This window comes from Streptococcus sanguinis, assembly GCF_020729765.1.
Lineage (GTDB): Bacteria > Bacillota > Bacilli > Lactobacillales > Streptococcaceae > Streptococcus > Streptococcus sanguinis_Q.
This window is the reverse complement of record NZ_JAJEPD010000051.1, coordinates 43,078-59,053: the sequence shown is the minus strand read 5'-3', so window position 1 is coordinate 59,053 and position 15,976 is coordinate 43,078. Positions and strand designations below refer to the sequence as shown.

Annotated in this window: 15 protein-coding genes; 10 read left to right on the top strand and 5 right to left on the bottom strand. The window is 46.1% G+C overall.

Annotated features, from left to right (window positions below):
* The first annotated feature begins 91 nt into the window (after positions 1-91).
* The 6 genes from K4H96_RS07185 to fni all read left to right on the top strand — a co-directional run bounded on the left by K4H96_RS07185 (position 92) and on the right by fni (position 5,713).
* Positions 92-826, top strand: a complete 735-nt coding sequence (locus K4H96_RS07185) for a CppA N-terminal domain-containing protein (protein ID WP_002903409.1) — start codon at positions 92-94, stop codon at positions 824-826.
* Entirely contained in the window at positions 823-1,758 is a 936-nt protein-coding gene (locus K4H96_RS07180; RefSeq protein WP_223337891.1) for a serine hydrolase domain-containing protein, read from the top strand. The genes K4H96_RS07185 and K4H96_RS07180 overlap by 4 nt, the downstream gene beginning before the upstream one ends.
* Before the next feature lie 150 nt (positions 1,759-1,908).
* The gene (mvk, locus tag K4H96_RS07175; protein ID WP_048768364.1) at positions 1,909-2,787 is read left to right on the top strand and encodes a mevalonate kinase; all 879 of its coding nucleotides are present in this window, start codon (positions 1,909-1,911) and stop codon (positions 2,785-2,787) included.
* Complete coding sequence (mvaD, locus tag K4H96_RS07170) at positions 2,769-3,716, top strand: diphosphomevalonate decarboxylase (RefSeq protein WP_223337890.1); 948 nt, start codon at positions 2,769-2,771, stop codon at positions 3,714-3,716. Before mvk ends, mvaD begins: the two co-directional genes overlap by 19 nt.
* Positions 3,706-4,725 carry a phosphomevalonate kinase gene (locus K4H96_RS07165; protein WP_223337889.1) on the top strand — a complete coding sequence of 340 codons (1,020 nt, stop codon included), beginning with the start codon at positions 3,706-3,708 and terminating at the stop codon, positions 4,723-4,725. Before mvaD ends, K4H96_RS07165 begins: the two co-directional genes overlap by 11 nt.
* Entirely contained in the window at positions 4,706-5,713 is a 1,008-nt protein-coding gene (fni, locus tag K4H96_RS07160) for a type 2 isopentenyl-diphosphate Delta-isomerase (RefSeq protein ID WP_223310939.1), read from the top strand. The genes K4H96_RS07165 and fni overlap by 20 nt, the downstream gene beginning before the upstream one ends.
* A gap of 40 nt (positions 5,714-5,753) precedes the next feature.
* On the opposite strand, the gene K4H96_RS07155 is transcribed toward fni, so the two are convergent.
* The 5 genes from K4H96_RS07155 to pflB all read right to left on the bottom strand — a co-directional run bounded on the left by K4H96_RS07155 (position 5,754) and on the right by pflB (position 12,071).
* Positions 5,754-7,028, bottom strand: a complete 1,275-nt coding sequence (locus K4H96_RS07155) for a hydroxymethylglutaryl-CoA reductase, degradative (protein ID WP_223337888.1) — start codon at positions 7,026-7,028, stop codon at positions 5,754-5,756.
* Positions 7,025-8,203 (bottom strand): hydroxymethylglutaryl-CoA synthase, encoded by a 1,179-nt coding sequence (locus K4H96_RS07150; RefSeq protein ID WP_223337887.1) that lies wholly within the window; start codon positions 8,201-8,203, stop codon positions 7,025-7,027. Before K4H96_RS07150 ends, K4H96_RS07155 begins: the two co-directional genes overlap by 4 nt.
* A gap of 145 nt (positions 8,204-8,348) precedes the next feature.
* The gene (locus K4H96_RS07145) at positions 8,349-8,816 is read right to left on the bottom strand and encodes a threonine/serine exporter family protein (RefSeq protein WP_002903393.1); all 468 of its coding nucleotides are present in this window, start codon (positions 8,814-8,816) and stop codon (positions 8,349-8,351) included.
* A 4-nt stretch (positions 8,817-8,820) separates the two neighbouring features.
* The gene (locus tag K4H96_RS07140; RefSeq protein ID WP_002901514.1) at positions 8,821-9,597 is read right to left on the bottom strand and encodes a threonine/serine exporter family protein; all 777 of its coding nucleotides are present in this window, start codon (positions 9,595-9,597) and stop codon (positions 8,821-8,823) included.
* 158 nt (positions 9,598-9,755) lie between these two features.
* Positions 9,756-12,071, bottom strand: coding sequence for a formate C-acetyltransferase (pflB, locus tag K4H96_RS07135; protein WP_223337886.1), 2,316 nt, complete (start codon positions 12,069-12,071; stop codon positions 9,756-9,758).
* Between the two features lie 369 nt (positions 12,072-12,440).
* Between pflB and dinB the strand changes: the two genes are divergently transcribed.
* From dinB to K4H96_RS07115, 4 genes are all read left to right on the top strand, one after another.
* On the top strand, positions 12,441-13,505 hold the full coding sequence (dinB, locus tag K4H96_RS07130; protein ID WP_002907315.1) for a DNA polymerase IV: 1,065 nt from the start codon (positions 12,441-12,443) through the stop codon (positions 13,503-13,505).
* Positions 13,506-13,719: 214 nt separating this feature from the next.
* Positions 13,720-14,034: a hypothetical protein gene (locus tag K4H96_RS07125; protein ID WP_002907313.1), complete on the top strand. Its 315-nt coding sequence runs from the start codon at positions 13,720-13,722 to the stop codon at positions 14,032-14,034.
* Positions 14,035-14,352: 318 nt separating this feature from the next.
* The gene (locus K4H96_RS07120) at positions 14,353-15,138 is read left to right on the top strand and encodes a CPBP family intramembrane glutamic endopeptidase (protein WP_223337885.1); all 786 of its coding nucleotides are present in this window, start codon (positions 14,353-14,355) and stop codon (positions 15,136-15,138) included.
* Positions 15,139-15,183: 45 nt separating this feature from the next.
* Positions 15,184-15,930: a CPBP family intramembrane glutamic endopeptidase gene (locus K4H96_RS07115; RefSeq protein ID WP_223337884.1), complete on the top strand. Its 747-nt coding sequence runs from the start codon at positions 15,184-15,186 to the stop codon at positions 15,928-15,930.
* Positions 15,931-15,976: the final 46 nt, after the last annotated feature.

Sequence of the window (15,976 nt, the reverse complement as noted above, 5' to 3'; positions counted from 1 at the left end):
AAGTCCTTCTTGTTTTAAAAATTGTTTATTTGCGTATAATTTCTTGTCAAAAAGATGAAAATCCATTACAATAAAATGGTTTGGAGGAATTATGAGCGCGAATCATATTATTAGAATTATCCCTGTATTAAAGATCAATAATCGTCATTTAAATCAAGAGTTTTTTGTAAATCAGCTGGGCATGAAGGCTCTTTTAGAGGAAGCTGCTTTTCTATCCTTGGGAGATCAGACCAAGACTGAGAAACTGCAGCTGGAAGAATCGCCCAGTATGCGGTCGCGGCGAGTCAAAGGTCCTAAAAAATTAGCCAGAATCGTTGTTAAGGTTGCAGATGCTAAAGAAATCGAGTCTCTATTGGCTCAAAAGCCTGCTTGGACAAAGCTGTATCAAGGAGAGAAAGGCTATGCTTTTGAAGCTCTGTCACCAGAGGGTGACTTAGTTCTCCTGCACGCTGAAGATAATAGAGCAAATCTGCAAGAGGTCACAGCGGCGACTGACTTTGAAAAGCAAGAGGACTTTATCGGTCTTAGCCAATTTGAGATAGAGACAGTAGAAATTCGTGTGCCTGATGCCAATGCAGCCCAAGAATTTTACAGCAAGATTGAAAATGTGCTGGATTTCCTGACCTTTACAGAAGCAGAGGGACAAGACTTGCAGGCAGACAATGCCCTAACTTGGGATTTGACCATGCTCAAAGCTCAGGTCAATCGTTTAGAAACAGCTTCTCTGCGTCCTGTCTTTGAAGGGCAGGGGGTCTTTGTACCCAAGTCGGATAAGTTCCTGCTGAGTCAGGATTCTAGCAAGATTGAATTGTGGTTTGAAGCATGACTCTAGAAAAAATCATCAGTAAAATCCAAGAACAGCTGAAAGACGGTATCTATCCCGGTGCTAGTCTGGCCTTGTATCAAGCTGGCTGGTGGCAGGAATTCTACTTTGGTCTGGCAGATCCGCAAGAAGGAAAGCCCACTCAAGCGGGTTTGGTCTATGACTTGGCTAGCGTCAGCAAGGTGGTCGGAGTTGGCACTCTGGCAGCCTTTTTGTATGAGCAGGGCAAGCTGGAGCTGGATTTGCCCTTGCAGCACTATTATCCGGCCTTTCATCGAGAAGATGTGACCTTGCGTCAGCTCTTGACCCACACATCTGGGCTGGATCCCTTTATTCCCAATCGTGATCAGCTGACAGCTCCCGAGTTGAAAGAAGCACTCAATCATTTGACGGTGCTTGAAGATAAGACCTTCCGCTATACGGATGTGAATTTTCTGCTCTTGGGCTTTATGTTGGAAGAGATCTACGGTCAGTCCTTGGATCAGATTTTTCAAAGTCAGATTTTCCAGCCTTGGGGTTTGACTGAGACAGGTTTTGGACCAGTTCCAGGAGCTGTGCTGACCGTTCGCGGTGTCCAGGATGGTCAGGTTCATGACCCTAAGGCGCGTGTTCTAGGCATCCATGCTGGCAGTGCTGGCTTGTTTTCAACCCTAAGGGATTTAGAAGTTTTTCTGGAGCATTATCTGCAGGATGACTTTGCGGACCATCTGACCCAGAATTTTTCCAAGGAGTTAGGCAAAAGACGCAGTCTAGCTTGGAATCTAGAGGGCAGCTGGCTGGATCACACTGGCTACACAGGAACCTTTATCATGTATAATCGCAAGGAGCAAAAGGCGGCTATTTTCCTATCCAACCGGACCTATGAAAAAGACGAGCGGGCTCAATGGATCTTGGATCGTAACCAGCTGATGGACCTGATAAGAAGAGAACTTTAAAAGACTCCGGCTGCAAGCTCCGGGGTTTTATCATGTCTGCCTATATAAATATCGGTCTCTAGCCCCAGTGATTTTCTCTTAATAAAAATCGCTTTTTTTGCCAAAGTATATTAAAATAAGATAGAGAGAATCTACAGACAAGAGAAGAGTATGACAAAAGAAATCGGTGTCGGCAAGGCACATAGTAAAATTATTTTAATGGGAGAGCATTCGGTGGTCTACGGCTATCCGGCCATTTCCCTGCCTCTTAATCGTATTGAAGTGACCTGTCAGGTCTTTCCGTCTGAGCGGGCCTGGACCCTCTATGCTGAGGATACGCTGTCCATGGCTGTTTTTGCCTGTCTAGAACATCTAGGCCGGCAGGGGGCTAAGATTCGCTGTCAGGTGGAGTCCATGGTCCCTGAGAAGAGGGGAATGGGTTCTTCAGCCGCAGTCAGTATTGCGGCCATTCGGGCGGTCTTTGACTACTTTGAGGAAGAGCTGGATGACCAAACACTGGAGATTCTAGCCAATCGGGCAGAGATGATTGCCCATATGAATCCCAGTGGCCTTGATGCCAAGACTTGCCTTAGCGATGTGGCTATCAAATTCATCCGCAATTTTGGTTTCAGTGAAATTGAGCTGGATCTGGATGCCTTTTTAGTGATTGCAGATACGGGCATTCACGGTCATACCCGCGAAGCTATCCGTGCTGTAGAAAGTCAGGGTCAAAAGGCTCTGCCTTTGCTGCAGGAATTGGGGAATTTAACGAAAATCCTTGAGAAGGCTATTTCTATCAAGGACCTGATGACAATGGGGCAAGCTATGACCAAGGCTCATGAGAAGCTAGCCAAGCTAGGAGTGTCTTGCCAGAAAGCGGATGAGTTGGTAGCGGCAGCTCTTGAAAATGGGGCTTTGGGTGCTAAAATGAGCGGTGGTGGTCTGGGCGGCTGTGTCATTGCTCTTGTAGGAGAAAAAAGTCAGGCGGAGGTCTTAGCCGCCGTATTGAGAGAGAAAGGGGCCATTAACACATGGATCGAAAGCCTGTAAGTGTCAAATCCTATGCCAATATTGCAATTGTCAAATATTGGGGGAAAAAAGATGCAGAAAAGATGATTCCGTCTACCAGCAGTATCTCGCTGACACTGGAAAATATGTATACCGAGACCAAGCTGAGTCCTTTGCCGGCTACAGCGGCTGGAGATGAGTTTTATATTGACGGTCAGCTGCAAAGTCTGGCAGAACATGCCAAAATCAGTAAGATTATTGACCGTTTTCGCTCTCCAGAAGATGGTTTTGTCCGCGTTGATACCAGCAACAACATGCCGACTGCAGCGGGTCTGTCTTCCAGCTCCAGTGGTCTGTCTGCCTTAGTCAAGGCCTGCAATGCTTATTTTCAGACGGGCTATCAGACGCAAGAGCTGGCCCAGCTGGCCAAGTTTGCTTCAGGGTCCTCTGCTCGCTCTTTCTTTGGTCCGCTAGCGGCCTGGGATAAGGACAGCGGGGCCATTTATCCAGTCAAGACGGATTTGAAGCTAGCCATGATTATGCTGGTTCTGCACGATGAGAAAAAGCCTATTTCCAGCCGCGACGGTATGGAGCTCTGTGCCAAAACTTCCACCATTTTCCCAGATTGGATTGCCCAGTCTGCCTTGGATTATCAGGCCATGCTAGGTTATTTGCGGGACAATGATTTTTCCAAGGTTGGTCAGCTGACGGAAGAAAATGCTCTTCGGATGCATGCTACGACAGAAAAAGCTTATCCGCCGTTTTCTTATCTGACAGAGGAGTCTTACCAGGCTATGGATGCTGTCAGAAAGCTACGGGAGCAGGGCGAGCGTTGCTACTTTACCATGGACGCGGGGCCCAATGTCAAGGTGCTCTGCTTGGAGGAAGACCTAGACCATCTGGTGGCTATTTTTGAGAAGGACTACCGGCTTATCGTCTCCAAAACAAAGGACTTGTCAGATGAAGACTAGTGCAAGAGTCCAAACCTGCGGCAAGCTCTATCTGGCGGGTGAATATGCAGTGCTGGCGGCAGGTCAGCCGGCCATTATCAAGGCCATCCCAATCTATATGACGGGAGAAATCCAGACAGCGCCTGACTATCACTTGACATCAGATATGTTTGAACACAGCTCTAACCTAGAGCCAGACCCTGATTATGCCTTGATTCAGGAGACGATAGGAGTTATGAACACTTATTTATTGATCTTAGGCTTCCAACTTCAGCCTTTTTTTCTAAAGATTAGTGGCAAGATGGAGAGAAAAGGCAAGAAGTTCGGGATTGGCTCCAGCGGTAGTGTTGTTATTCTGACCATCAAGGCCATGGCAGCCCTTTATGAGCTGGGCTTAGAGCCAGAGCTACTCTTTAAGCTGGCTTCTTACGTTCTCCTCAAGCGCGGAGACAATGGCTCTATGGGAGATCTAGCCTGCATTGCTTATGAAGATCTGATTTACTACCGGTCTTTTGATAGAGAGCTGGTCCACAAGCGTATGGACAAAGTTGATTTACAGCAATTACTAGCAGAGGATTGGGGTTTTGAAATTCGCAGTATTAAGCCTTGCTTAGTCATGGATTTTCTGGTTGGCTGGACCAAGCAGCCAGCGATTTCTAAGGACTTGGTCAATCAGGTCAAGTCAGCTATTTCAGAGTCCTTTTTGACAGGCAGTAGGACGCAGGTTGATGCTTTGGAGAGAGCTTTATTAGCAGGAGAGCAGCCCGTTATTCAGTCCAGTTTGGAAAAGGCTAGTCAGCTATTAGAAACACTCAGTCCGGTTATCTATACAGACAGGCTGAAAGTCTTAAAAGAAGCGGCAGAGGGACTGAACTGTGTGGCTAAGAGCAGTGGTGCCGGCGGTGGTGACTGCGGGATTGCTCTCAGCTTTGATGCCGCATCTAGCAAGCAACTAATTCAAGCCTGGCAAGAAGCTGGCATTGAGCTATTATACAGAGAAAGGATGGGTCATGATGAGCCAGAATCGTAAGGACGACCATATCAAATACGCTTTAGAGCAGCGTCCAGGTTACAACAGTTTTGATGAAATGGAACTGGTTCACCGTTCTCTGCCCAAGTATGATTTGGCAGAGATTGACCTATCTACTCACTTTGCTGGTCGTGATTGGGACTTTCCTTTTTATATCAATGCCATGACTGGCGGCAGCCAAAAAGGTGGCCAGATCAATGAAAAGCTGGCTCAAGTAGCTGAAAGTTGTGGCCTTCTTTTTGTGACTGGCTCTTATAGTGCAGCCTTGAAAAATCCTTCTGATCTTTCCTATCGGGTGGCGGCTGGTCGGCCTGATTTATTACTGGCTACCAATATCGGCTTGGACAAGCCTTATCAAGCTGCCCAGCAGGCGATAGCTGATTTGCAGCCCCTCTTTTTGCAGGTCCATGTCAATCTTATGCAGGAATTGCTGATGCCAGAGGGCGAGCGGGAGTTTCGCTCTTGGCGCCAGCACTTGACAGATTATAGTCAGCGGCTGGATCTTCCCCTAATTCTTAAAGAAGTTGGCTTTGGCATGGATCGCTCTACTGTCGAAGAAGCGCGCTCCTTGGGGATTCAGACTTTTGATATTTCCGGCCGGGGTGGCACTAGCTTTGCCTATATTGAAAATCAGCGGGGTGGCAATCGTGACTACCTCAATGATTGGGGGCAATCTACTCTGCAGAGTCTGTTAGCGCTTCAGCCACTTCGCGATGAGGTCGAACTCTTGGCTAGTGGAGGTGTCCGCCATCCTTTGGATATGGTCAAAGCTCTGGTCTTAGGAGCCAAGGCGGTCGGTCTCTCTCGCACTATGCTGGACTTGGTGGAAAATCACTCAGTAGAAGAGGTTATTGATATTGTAGAAGGCTGGAAATCGGATCTGCGTCTCATCATGTGCGCCCTGTCGTGCCGAAATTTGCAAGAATTAAAGAGTGTACCCTATCTACTCTACGGTCGGCTAAAAGAAGCTCATGAACAGATTCAATAAATAGCATAAAGTCATACAAAAAAGGCCATCAATGGCCTTTTTACTTGTCCTGTTTTCGTAAGTCAGCTAGGATTTCCTGAGCAGCAGCTAAGTTGAAAGTCTTATTAGCTGTTAAGCGACTGGCTATAGCAGCAATTTCTTCGCCTTGGGCTCCAGCTTGTAGAGCCAGTGACTTTGCTTGCAATTTCATATGACCAGCTTGGATACCAGTGCTGACCAGTGCTTTGAGGGCGGCGAAATTTTGTGCCAATCCGACTGAAACGATGAGGGAAGCCAAGTCCTTGGCCTGAGGCTGTCCTAGTAAGTCAAAGCTGGCTGCCACTGCGGGATTGAGGCCGATGGATCCTCCCTTAGTTGCAATGGGCATGGGCAGGGTCATCTGACCATGAAGCTGGCGTTTGTCTGGGTCTGCCGTCCAAGTAGAGAGGCCGCGGTAGCTTCCTTCTCGGCTGGCATAGGCATGCGCACCGGATTCTACAGCTCGCCAGTCATTTCCAGTAGCCAGCACCAAAGCATCAACACCATTAAAGATACCTTTATTGTGGGTAGCCGCTCGATAAGGGTCAATCTGGGCTAGCTTGCTAGCCAGCTGCATTTTATCCGCAAGAAGTTCCGCCTCAGCCTTATCCCGGCTGAGAAAGCGATAGTCGATGACACAGCGGGCTGTTACAAGGCTATCTGTTGCATAGTTTGACAGAATAGCCATCAGGCTCTTACCGCCAGTCAGATCTTCCAGAGGAAGGGTGAGGGCCTCCAGCATAGTGTTGAGCATATTGGCTCCCATGGCTTCCTGCGTATCCACAGACAGATAAAAAATGAGGAAGTCATCCTTTTGCTCCAGCCAAAGATTTCTAGCACCGCCACCACGGGCAACAATAGATGGATAGGCTTGGTTGGCCTGCTCCAGCAACTCTTTCTTTTTCTTGAGAACATCTTTGATGGCTTGGTCGATCTTTTCAACCTGATAGAGGGCGATTTGTCCAATCATCTGACGTTTGTGGATCTCTGTCTCAAATCCGCCAGAACGTTTGATAATCTTAGCGGCAAAGCTGGCTGCTGCTACCACAGATGGCTCTTCTGTCACAAATGGAACTTGATAGGTCTTACCATCCACCAGAAAGTCTGGCACCAGAGAGTAGGGCAAGGCTAGAGTAGCCAGTACATTTTCACTCATCTGGTTGGCTGTTTCCAGAGGCAAAGTCTGTTGACTGTCTAGCGGCTGCCAATGTTCATCTTGTAAAAGTCCCTTTTCTTTCAACATCTGCAGCCGTTCAGCAGGAGTTTTTTTGGAAAATCCAGTCCAGTTTACTTTCATGATGATTTCTCAACTTTGATGTACTTGCGCTGGTGCTCTGCAATTTCCGCCAGAGCAAAGCTTTGGTCTTCATAGCCAGAGAAGCGGGCATTGCCTTCCGCATCCAGCTCAGCTTCTTCAAAAAAGATGCGCTCGTAGTCTGAGATGGAAAGAGCCTGACGCTGGTCTAATTCCTCTAGGCGTGTCTGGGATAGATGTTTTTCATAGCCCTCTACCAAATTGGCACTAAAGATTTCAGAGACAGCTCCGCTGCCATAGCCGAAAAGAGCAATCCGATCGCCGGCCTTGAGGTTGTCAGAGTTTTCTAAAAGAGACAGGAGGCCTAGGAAGAGGGAGCCTGTATAGATATTTCCAACTTTTTGGCTGTAGAGGATTGACTTTTCAAAGTTTTCCTTAAGCTGGTCTTGCTGCTCTTGAGGTAGGCTTTTATCCATGATTTTATTGAGGCCTTTAAGGGCCAGTTTTGGATAAGGCAGGTGGAAGCAGTAGGCTGCAAAATCTTTGAGAGCTAGCTTGTGGCGTTTCTGGTACTCTGTCCAAGTTGTCTTTAAGCTATCCAGATACTGCTGGGTTGAATAGAGCCCGTTGACATAAGGAGTTGTCGAGTAATTTGGGCGCCAAAAATCCATGACATCGCGTGTCTGAGCTACATTATCATCATTGAAAGCGAGGATACGGGGATTGCTGCTAATCAGCATAGAAATAGCTCCCGCTCCCTGAGTTGGCTCGCCCGGTGTATTGATTCCATACTTGGCAATGTCGCTAGCTAATACCAAAACTTTGCTGTCTGGGTGTTTTTCGATATGGAGCTTGGCATAGTCCAGTGCAGCAGTAGCTCCATAGCAGGCTTCCTTAATTTCAAAGCTGCGGGCAAAAGGCTGGATACCCAAAAGGCCGTGGACAAAAACAGCTGCCGCTTTGCTTTGGTCAATCCCTGACTCAGTAGCCACGATGACCATATCAATCTTTTCTTTGTCCTCTGCTGTCAGGATGGGGTCTGCTGCCGCCGCTCCCAAGCTAACAATATCCTCAGTCAGAGGAGCAATGCTTAGTTCCTTGAGTAAGAGCCCCTTGCTAAGCTTGTCTGGGTCAGTCCCACGGGCTGCCGCTAAATCATTTAATTTTAAGACATAATTACTGGTCGCAAAACCGATTTTGTCGATTCCGATTGTCATTATAAGACCTCTTTAAATCCTTTTATTCTAGTATATTCCGAAAACTATTTTACCATACTTAGGAATAAAACTCTTACAAAAAACATCTAATCTCAGCTAAATCAGGCTTAAGATGTATTTTCCAAAATAAAAACAGCAGATGGCTCTACTGTTTGTTTGCTGTGAGTTTGGTTTGGCGCTTTTTCAAGTAGTGGTAGAGCTTGAGTACGACAGTGCCACTGGCCATGCCAATTGAGATGACCAAGGCCAGAATGACCACCAGAGTAGCGTGAATCATGGCCTGGCTGTAATCACCAGTGACAAAGAAGGCAGTCGTCCGATAGGAAATGTAGCCTGGGACCAAAGGCGCTAGAATAGCCAAAATAAAAACAACAGCAGGCGTTTTATAGATGATGCTGAGAATTTGGCTGACGCAGGAGCCAATGATAGCAGCCACAAAGGTTGCTATGATGACATTGGTCGGTCCTTTGAGCAGGAGATAGAGTAGCCAAATAGCCATGCCCAGCACTCCGCCGGGAATTAGCATACTGCGCTGGACGTTTAGAACGATTAAAAAAGTAATGATAGCCAGTAGGCTGGCAACTGCTTGCAGTAAGAATGTCAAGATTGTCATAGGCTCATTTCATAATAAGGAGGGCAACAGAGGTACCTGCACCGAGAGCAAGAGTGATGAGGAGCGATTCAAAGAGCTTACTCATCCCAGAGTTAATATGGTTGGTCATGATGTCACGCACAGAGTTGGTCAGAGCAATGCCGGGCACAAAAGGCATGACAGAACCCGCAATAATCAAATCATCTGTGGAGTTAAAACCAGAATAGCGTGTCCAGATATGAGCCAGCAGTCCGAAGACAAAGGCTCCAGCAAAAGCTGTCACAAAAGGAATGCGGATATATTTGTCAACGTACAAAGAAAAAGCAAAGCCAAAGAAGGTAGCAATGGCAGCCCCCAAAGCATCGTAGAAATTTCCGCCAAACATGATGGAGAAGAAGGGAGCACTGAGCGTTGCGGCAGCAATCAGCTGCTTGTTGTTATAGGGCAGCTCCTTGACTTTGAGGCGATTCAGCTCATCAAAAGCCTCTTGAAGGCTAATTTCTCCTGTTACCAACTGACGGGAGACCTGATTGACATCGCAGACCTTCTCGATATTGTAGTTGGTCTTGAGATTACGCTTCATCCGTGAAACATTTGTATTTTCAATCGAAAAGAAAATAGCCACTGGCATTGCTAAGGCATTGCAGTCGATTATCCCTTGCGAATGAGCGATACGAATCATGGTGTCTTCCACCCGATAAGTCTCGGAACCGCTCTGCAGCAGCAGTGTCCCAGCCAGCATGATGACATCTACCGCCAGATTGAAATCTTTGGCTTCTTCCCTGATACCTTTCTCTGTCATTTCCCCAGTCCTTTTCCTAGTATAGCAATAGAACCATTATACCATAAAGCCTCTGAAAAATTTCATCAAGTTGGCAGTCATTTGGAGTCTGAAATACAAAAAAGAAGATTGGGATTTCCAATCTTCTTTCAAATGGTTTGTAAGTCTTTAGTCGTTTATTAGCTCAAAGCATCGTCCATAGAGAGCACTTCGTGGAAGACACGTTGAGTCAATTCAGTCTTTTGCTCTGGAGTGAGGTACTTAGTATTTACACAGTAACCTGAGATACGAACGATAACGTCTTCGCCAGACATAATCTTGTCGTAAACATCCTTCAAGTCCATAATGTTCAAGTTAACGTGCTGACCACCGTTTTCGAAGTAGCCATCCAGGATAGTAACCAAGTTGTCTACTTGTTCGTCGTGTGTCTTACCAAGCGCACGAGGTGAAACTTGAGTTGTCAATGAGATACCGTCAGCTGCGTAACTAAAGTCCAAGCTAGCAAGAGAGTTCAAGTTTTGCAACCAGCCACCTTTTGCCTTGTTAGATGGGTTAGCACCTGGTGAGAAGAATTCCAATTTAGACAAGTTCACGCTACCATCTTCGTTGAGGTACACTCCTTTATGGACTGGTGAGTTACCAGTTTGTTTAGAGTAAGCAACGTTAGATGTGATAGTCAAGAGTGATACTGTTGCTTCAGCGTTCTTGTAAAGTTTGTGGCTGCGCAGACGAGTTGTGTAAGCTTCAACTAACCATTCAGCCAGTTCGTTTGAGCGAGGGTCATCTTCACCCCAACGTGGGTATTCTCCGATTGTTTCATAGTCGTAGATATAGCCGTTTTCGTCGCGGATTGGCTTAACAGTTGCGTACTTGATAGCAGACAAGGTGTCAACAGTGTTGGCAAATCCACAGATACCGAATCCCATGTTAGCGCGTTGGTAAGTTGGCAAGAAGGCCATTTGAACAGCTTCGTAGTTGTACTTGTCAGTCATGTAGTGGATGATGTTCAAGGCATCTACGTAAGTGTCAGTCAACCAGTCCAGAGATTTTTCAAAGTTCGCTTTAACTGATTCGAATTCAAGAACTTCGTCACGGATAGGCTCGATGTCAAATACCTTGTAGTCTTTATGAACATCGTCGTAACCACCGTTGAGACCTGTCAGAAGGGCTTTCAGCACGTTTACACGAGCACCAAAGTATTGGATGTTGTGGCGTTGTTCTTCATTTTCAGGGTCAAGCGGAGACACACAGCAAGAGATACAGCTCATTTCACCGTAGCCGTCTTTAGCCATAGTTGTTACACCTTCGTATTGGATAGAAGAGTGCTTATGGCTCATGTGCATACAGTAGCGACGGAATGAGTATGGAAGTTTGTCAGTCCAGAGAACGGTCAAGTTTGGCTCTGGAGAGTTCCCAATGTTGTCAAGTGTGTTAAGGAAACGGTAGTCCATCTTTGTAACACGGTGACGGCCGTCGTTACCCATACCTGCCATAGAAGTAGTGATGAAGGTTGGGTCACCAGAGTAAAGTTGGTCGTAAGCTTTCGTACGAGCAAACTTCACTGTACGAAGTTTCATAACGAAATCATCAACAAATTCTTGGATTTCTGATTCAGTGTAAGTACCGCGAGCCAAGTCACGTTCAGCATAGATGTCAAGAACGATAGGCACACGTCCAAGAGAAGTAGCAGCACCGTTGATAACACGGCAGACAGCCATGAAGGCGATGTTAGTCCATTGGATAGCTTCTTTAACGTCAAAGGCAGGACGGCGAACATCTACTCCGTAAAGGTCACCAAGTTTTACAACTTCACCAAGTGCTTGGTATTGCAGGTTGATTTCTTCGCGCAGACGGATTGTTTCTTCGTCAATATCAGTCAAACCATTCCAGTCGCGAACTTTTTCAGCCATGAGGTAGTCAGCTCCATAAAGAGCAAGACGTGCGTAAACCCCGATGATACGTCCGCGTGAGTAAGCATCTGGAAGACCAGTTACAGTGTGGGCGTGACGAGCACGGCGGATGTTAGAAGTGTAAGCACGGAAGATTCCGTCATTTACTGTAGTAACATATTTAGTAAAGATTTCATGAACAGCAGGATCTGGTTCGTATCCATTTTCTTTCAAAGTAGTTTCAGCCATGCGGATGCCGCCTTTTGGCATGAAGTTCAATTTGAAGAGTTCGTCGTTTTGGATACCGTAAATCAGTTCGTTGTCCTTGTCAATGTAACCAGCATCGATATCAGCGATAGATGCTGGACGAGTGTCCATTGGGAAACGAGTTTCTTCGTAGTGAGCTTTTGTTTCTTCTACGATTTTCTTGATGTGGAGTGAGCGCTCAGTAGGACCTGCCAAGAAGCTTTCATCTCCATCATAAGGTGTGTAGTTAGCTTGAACGAAGCGAGAAACACTTGCTTTCTCTTTCCAGTCTTCACCTTTGAAGCCTTCCCAAGCTTTGTCAAAAATATCTTGAGCTTCAACAACTGTTTTTACAACCATTTGATTTTCCTCTTTATTCTAGCAACATAAACTGTTACATTTATAAGTAAAGTATATCATACGGTAATCGGTTTCACAAACCATTTTCGGCAGAAAGAAAGACTTTCTTTTATAATACAGAAAGTAAAAAGTCGCGTATGTGTACTATAGATTTGAAAAACATAACTCTTTTCAAATATTTTGGAAAAATGGGTAAAAAAGTTATAATAAAAGTAATTAAAATGTCATACAAAAATTGCTGACGAAGAATCTTACGTTTAAAATACTTTTTACAAGAACGAGAAACTGTTTCAGATTTATTTGAGTAAAAAGGGCCGACTTTGTGAAAGCCAGTAAGCTGAGATTGATGGCAGGAGAAAGGAGGAGGGCATGCTGATTTTTCCACTGATTAACGATACATCTCGGAAGATTATCCACATTGATATGGATGCTTTTTTCGCTTCGGTGGAAGAGCGGGATAATCCTAAGTTAAAGGGGCATCCGGTCATCATCGGCAGCGACCCACGCTTGACTGGAGGTCGTGGTGTCGTCTCCACCTGCAATTATGAGGCCAGAAAGTTCGGAGTTCATTCGGCTATGAGCTCCAAGGAAGCCTATGAGCGTTGCCCGCAGGGCATTTTTATCTCGGGGAATTACGAAAAATATCAAGCAGTCGGCTTGCAGATCCGAGAAATTTTCAAACGTTATACGGACTTGATTGAGCCAATGAGTATCGACGAGGCTTATCTGGATGTGACAGAAAACAAGTTAGGAATTAAATCCGCAGTCAAAATAGCCAAGCTGATTCAGCACGATATCTGGAATGAGCTGCATCTGACGGCTTCAGCGGGCGTTTCTTATAATAAGTTTCTGGCCAAGATTGCCAGTGACTATGAGAAGCCTCATGGTCTGACTGTCATTCTTCCTGAGGAAGCAGAGGCCTTTCTGGCGCCTATGGATATTGCCAAGTTTCATGGAGTTGGTAAAAAGAGCGTTGAAAAACTACATGACATGGGTATTTATACCGGCGCAGATCTGCTCAAGGTACCAGAAATGACCCTGATTGATAAGTTTGGTCGCTTTGGTTTTGATCTCTATCGTAAAGCGCGTGGCATCAGTAATAGTCCAGTCAAGTCCAATCGCATCCGTAAGTCGATCGGGAAGGAGCGGACCTATGCCAAACTACTCTATAGTGAGGAGGATATCAAGAAAGAGCTGACCTTGCTGGCTCAGAAGGTAGAAAATAGCTTGACTAAGCATGACAAGAAAGGGCGAACCATCGTTCTGAAAATCCGCTATGCTGATTTCTCCACCTTGACTAAAAGAAAAAGTTTGCCTCTAGCCACTCAAGACAAGGAGCAAATCGAGCGAACGGCTCATGAGATTTACGATAGCTTGGAAGAACAACCACGAGGTATCCGGCTGCTAGGACTGACAGTGACGGGGTTTGAATAAAGATAAAGGCTTGGTTCATTACCGAGCTTTTTTAGATATAGTTTTTAGTATGAGAGAGTTGCCTGTGACGATTTTCTAAGTTGTCTGATGATTTTCATTGACTAAAAATAATCTTTTTTGAAAAAATACTGGACAAAGTTTTCTGTGTCTGTTATACTAGGTCTATAAAATAAAAAAACCGTCTGGTCGGTTTTTTGAAAAGAAAGGAGCAGAAATGAAGAAATCTGTAGTAGAAAAAACAAGCGAGCACATCCTCAAGTTGAATCAGGAGATGGATCGGCAGCTGGAAGGTCAGAAAGAGTTTTTGCAGCAGCATGCAGAAAAGCTGAAAAAGATGTCACAGGGTGAGAATGGCATACGCTATTCTAAGTGGGGAGTCAAAGCTGGATATGCTGTCCTTGCTGGTGGCTTGCTGACTTCTGTCTTTAGCCCATGGCGAGGACTGGGTATTATGGCAGTAGGGGGTCTGAGCATTGCCTCCAATCTCTGGCAAATTCGGCGATTGCAAAATAAAGAAAGGAGCAAGTAGCAGTGAAATGGCCTGTCTTAAGCATCAGAGTCAGGACAACTTAGAAACTAAAAGCAGCAGGCAGTAGCTAAACGGTGCTGACATAGCTTTTAGCATTATTTAGTCTATCTTTGCTTTTTATTTTAGGCAAAGACTAAAAGACTACGTTTTCTATTTGGCGCAGGTCTTTATTTTTTATAATAAAACAAACCGAATGGTCGGATATTAAAAATCTGCGTTTCAAAACAGGTAATCATCTGAAAGACTGAGAGTAAAGGATGCCTTTGTCCAGTTTTCGGATGACTTTTCACTATTCTACATTTGATAAGGAGTTATCGTATGAACAAACAAACACATGTAGAGCCAGAGACAAGGCATATCCTGCCCTTTCTGGCCTGGACTTTTGGCATTACCTGGGGAGCCTGGCTGCTTCAGTATATTTTAACCGCCCTGAAGCTGACCAGCGGGGCTGAGCCTTTGGGCTTTGCTCTCAATTACATCGGGGGCTTCGGACCGACCTTGGGAACTTTTATCAGCCTCAAAATTTCTCATCCTAAGAAGATGCTGGACTTTATCTTCTCCCATGCCAAAGGCTGGTGGATTTACATGCTGGTCTTCTGTCTGGTTCGGGTTTTGACCCTTTTTATCGCCAATCCTGTATTACCGCCGCTCAATGCCGTTCTGATGTTTCCTCTGGGCTGGACCTTTGTTGGAGGCGGGAACGAAGAGCTGGGCTGGCGGGGAGTGCTGCAGCCGGCTCTGGAGAAAAAATTCTCCTTCCCTCTGGCAACTGTCATCACGGCTCTGGTCTGGGTGGCCTGGCATCTGCCCCTCTGGCTGATTCCGGGAACGAGTCAAGGTCAGGTTTCTTTGCTCTTCTATCTCTCCTTTGGTATCTTGCTCTGTTTCTGTCTGGCAGTTCTCTACAAGCAGACGGCCTCTGTCTTTGCCTGCATGGCTTTTCACGGCTGCATTAACTTTGCTCAGGCGACGATTGTCGGCAGTGCTACAAATGGCGGAAGGTATCTCAGCTTCCAGGCTGCTAATCTGGTCATGACCGCCCTGCTGGTCGGCTGGTGGTATTGGAAGGGCAATCGGAAAGGGGCTGAGAAAGATGCAGGCTAAAAATCTTGGCAATCGCTCTTCTGCCAAAGAAAAAGGAGTAATCATATGAAAACGCAAACACATGTTGGGCCAGAGACAAGGCATATCCTGCCCTTTCTGGCCTGGACTTTTGGCATCAGCTGGTCTGCCTGGCTGGCTTCGGCTTTCCTGAGGATTCCTATTATTTCCCAGGTCCTAACCATCGCTGGTGTTTTTGGCCCGGCCATTGGAGCCAAACTGGTCTTAGGAAAATCGTTCAAGGAGCTCTTGGCTTCTATCGGATCGGCCCGAAAAAGGACTTGGGTCCATCTCTTGATTTTGACAATTCTTTATACCCTTTCCATAGTCTTTTGGAGCCCGCTCCTGCCTGGTTTTAGCCTTCTCAGGATTGCCCTGATTTTTCTCATGACGACTCTTCTGACAGGCGGCAATGAAGAGATTGGCTGGCAAGGTTTTCTGCAGCCAAGTCTGGAGAAGATCCTGCCCTTTCCGATAGCGACTGTAACAACTGGGTTAATCTGGGTTGTCTGGCATCTGCCCCTCTTCTTTACCCCCGGCAGCAGTCAGGCAGGGACTTCTTTTCTAGTCTTTACTGCCGCCTGCCTACTCGCCCGTTTCTGGCTGGCGGCTCTTTACAAGGTCAGTCAGTCCATCCTTTACTGTGTTCTTTTCCACGGGGCCATCAATACCATTGGTGAAGGCATTTTCCTGGGGAAGGGGACGGAAAATCCGCTCTTTTTCCTAGGCTATATCTTGATGGCGGCTTACAGTATCTATCTTTGGTATCAAAGGGATCAGCAAGACAAGGCTTAAAGATATTTTTATGATTTTGTATTTCCCCGGCTTTTTTGGTAGAATA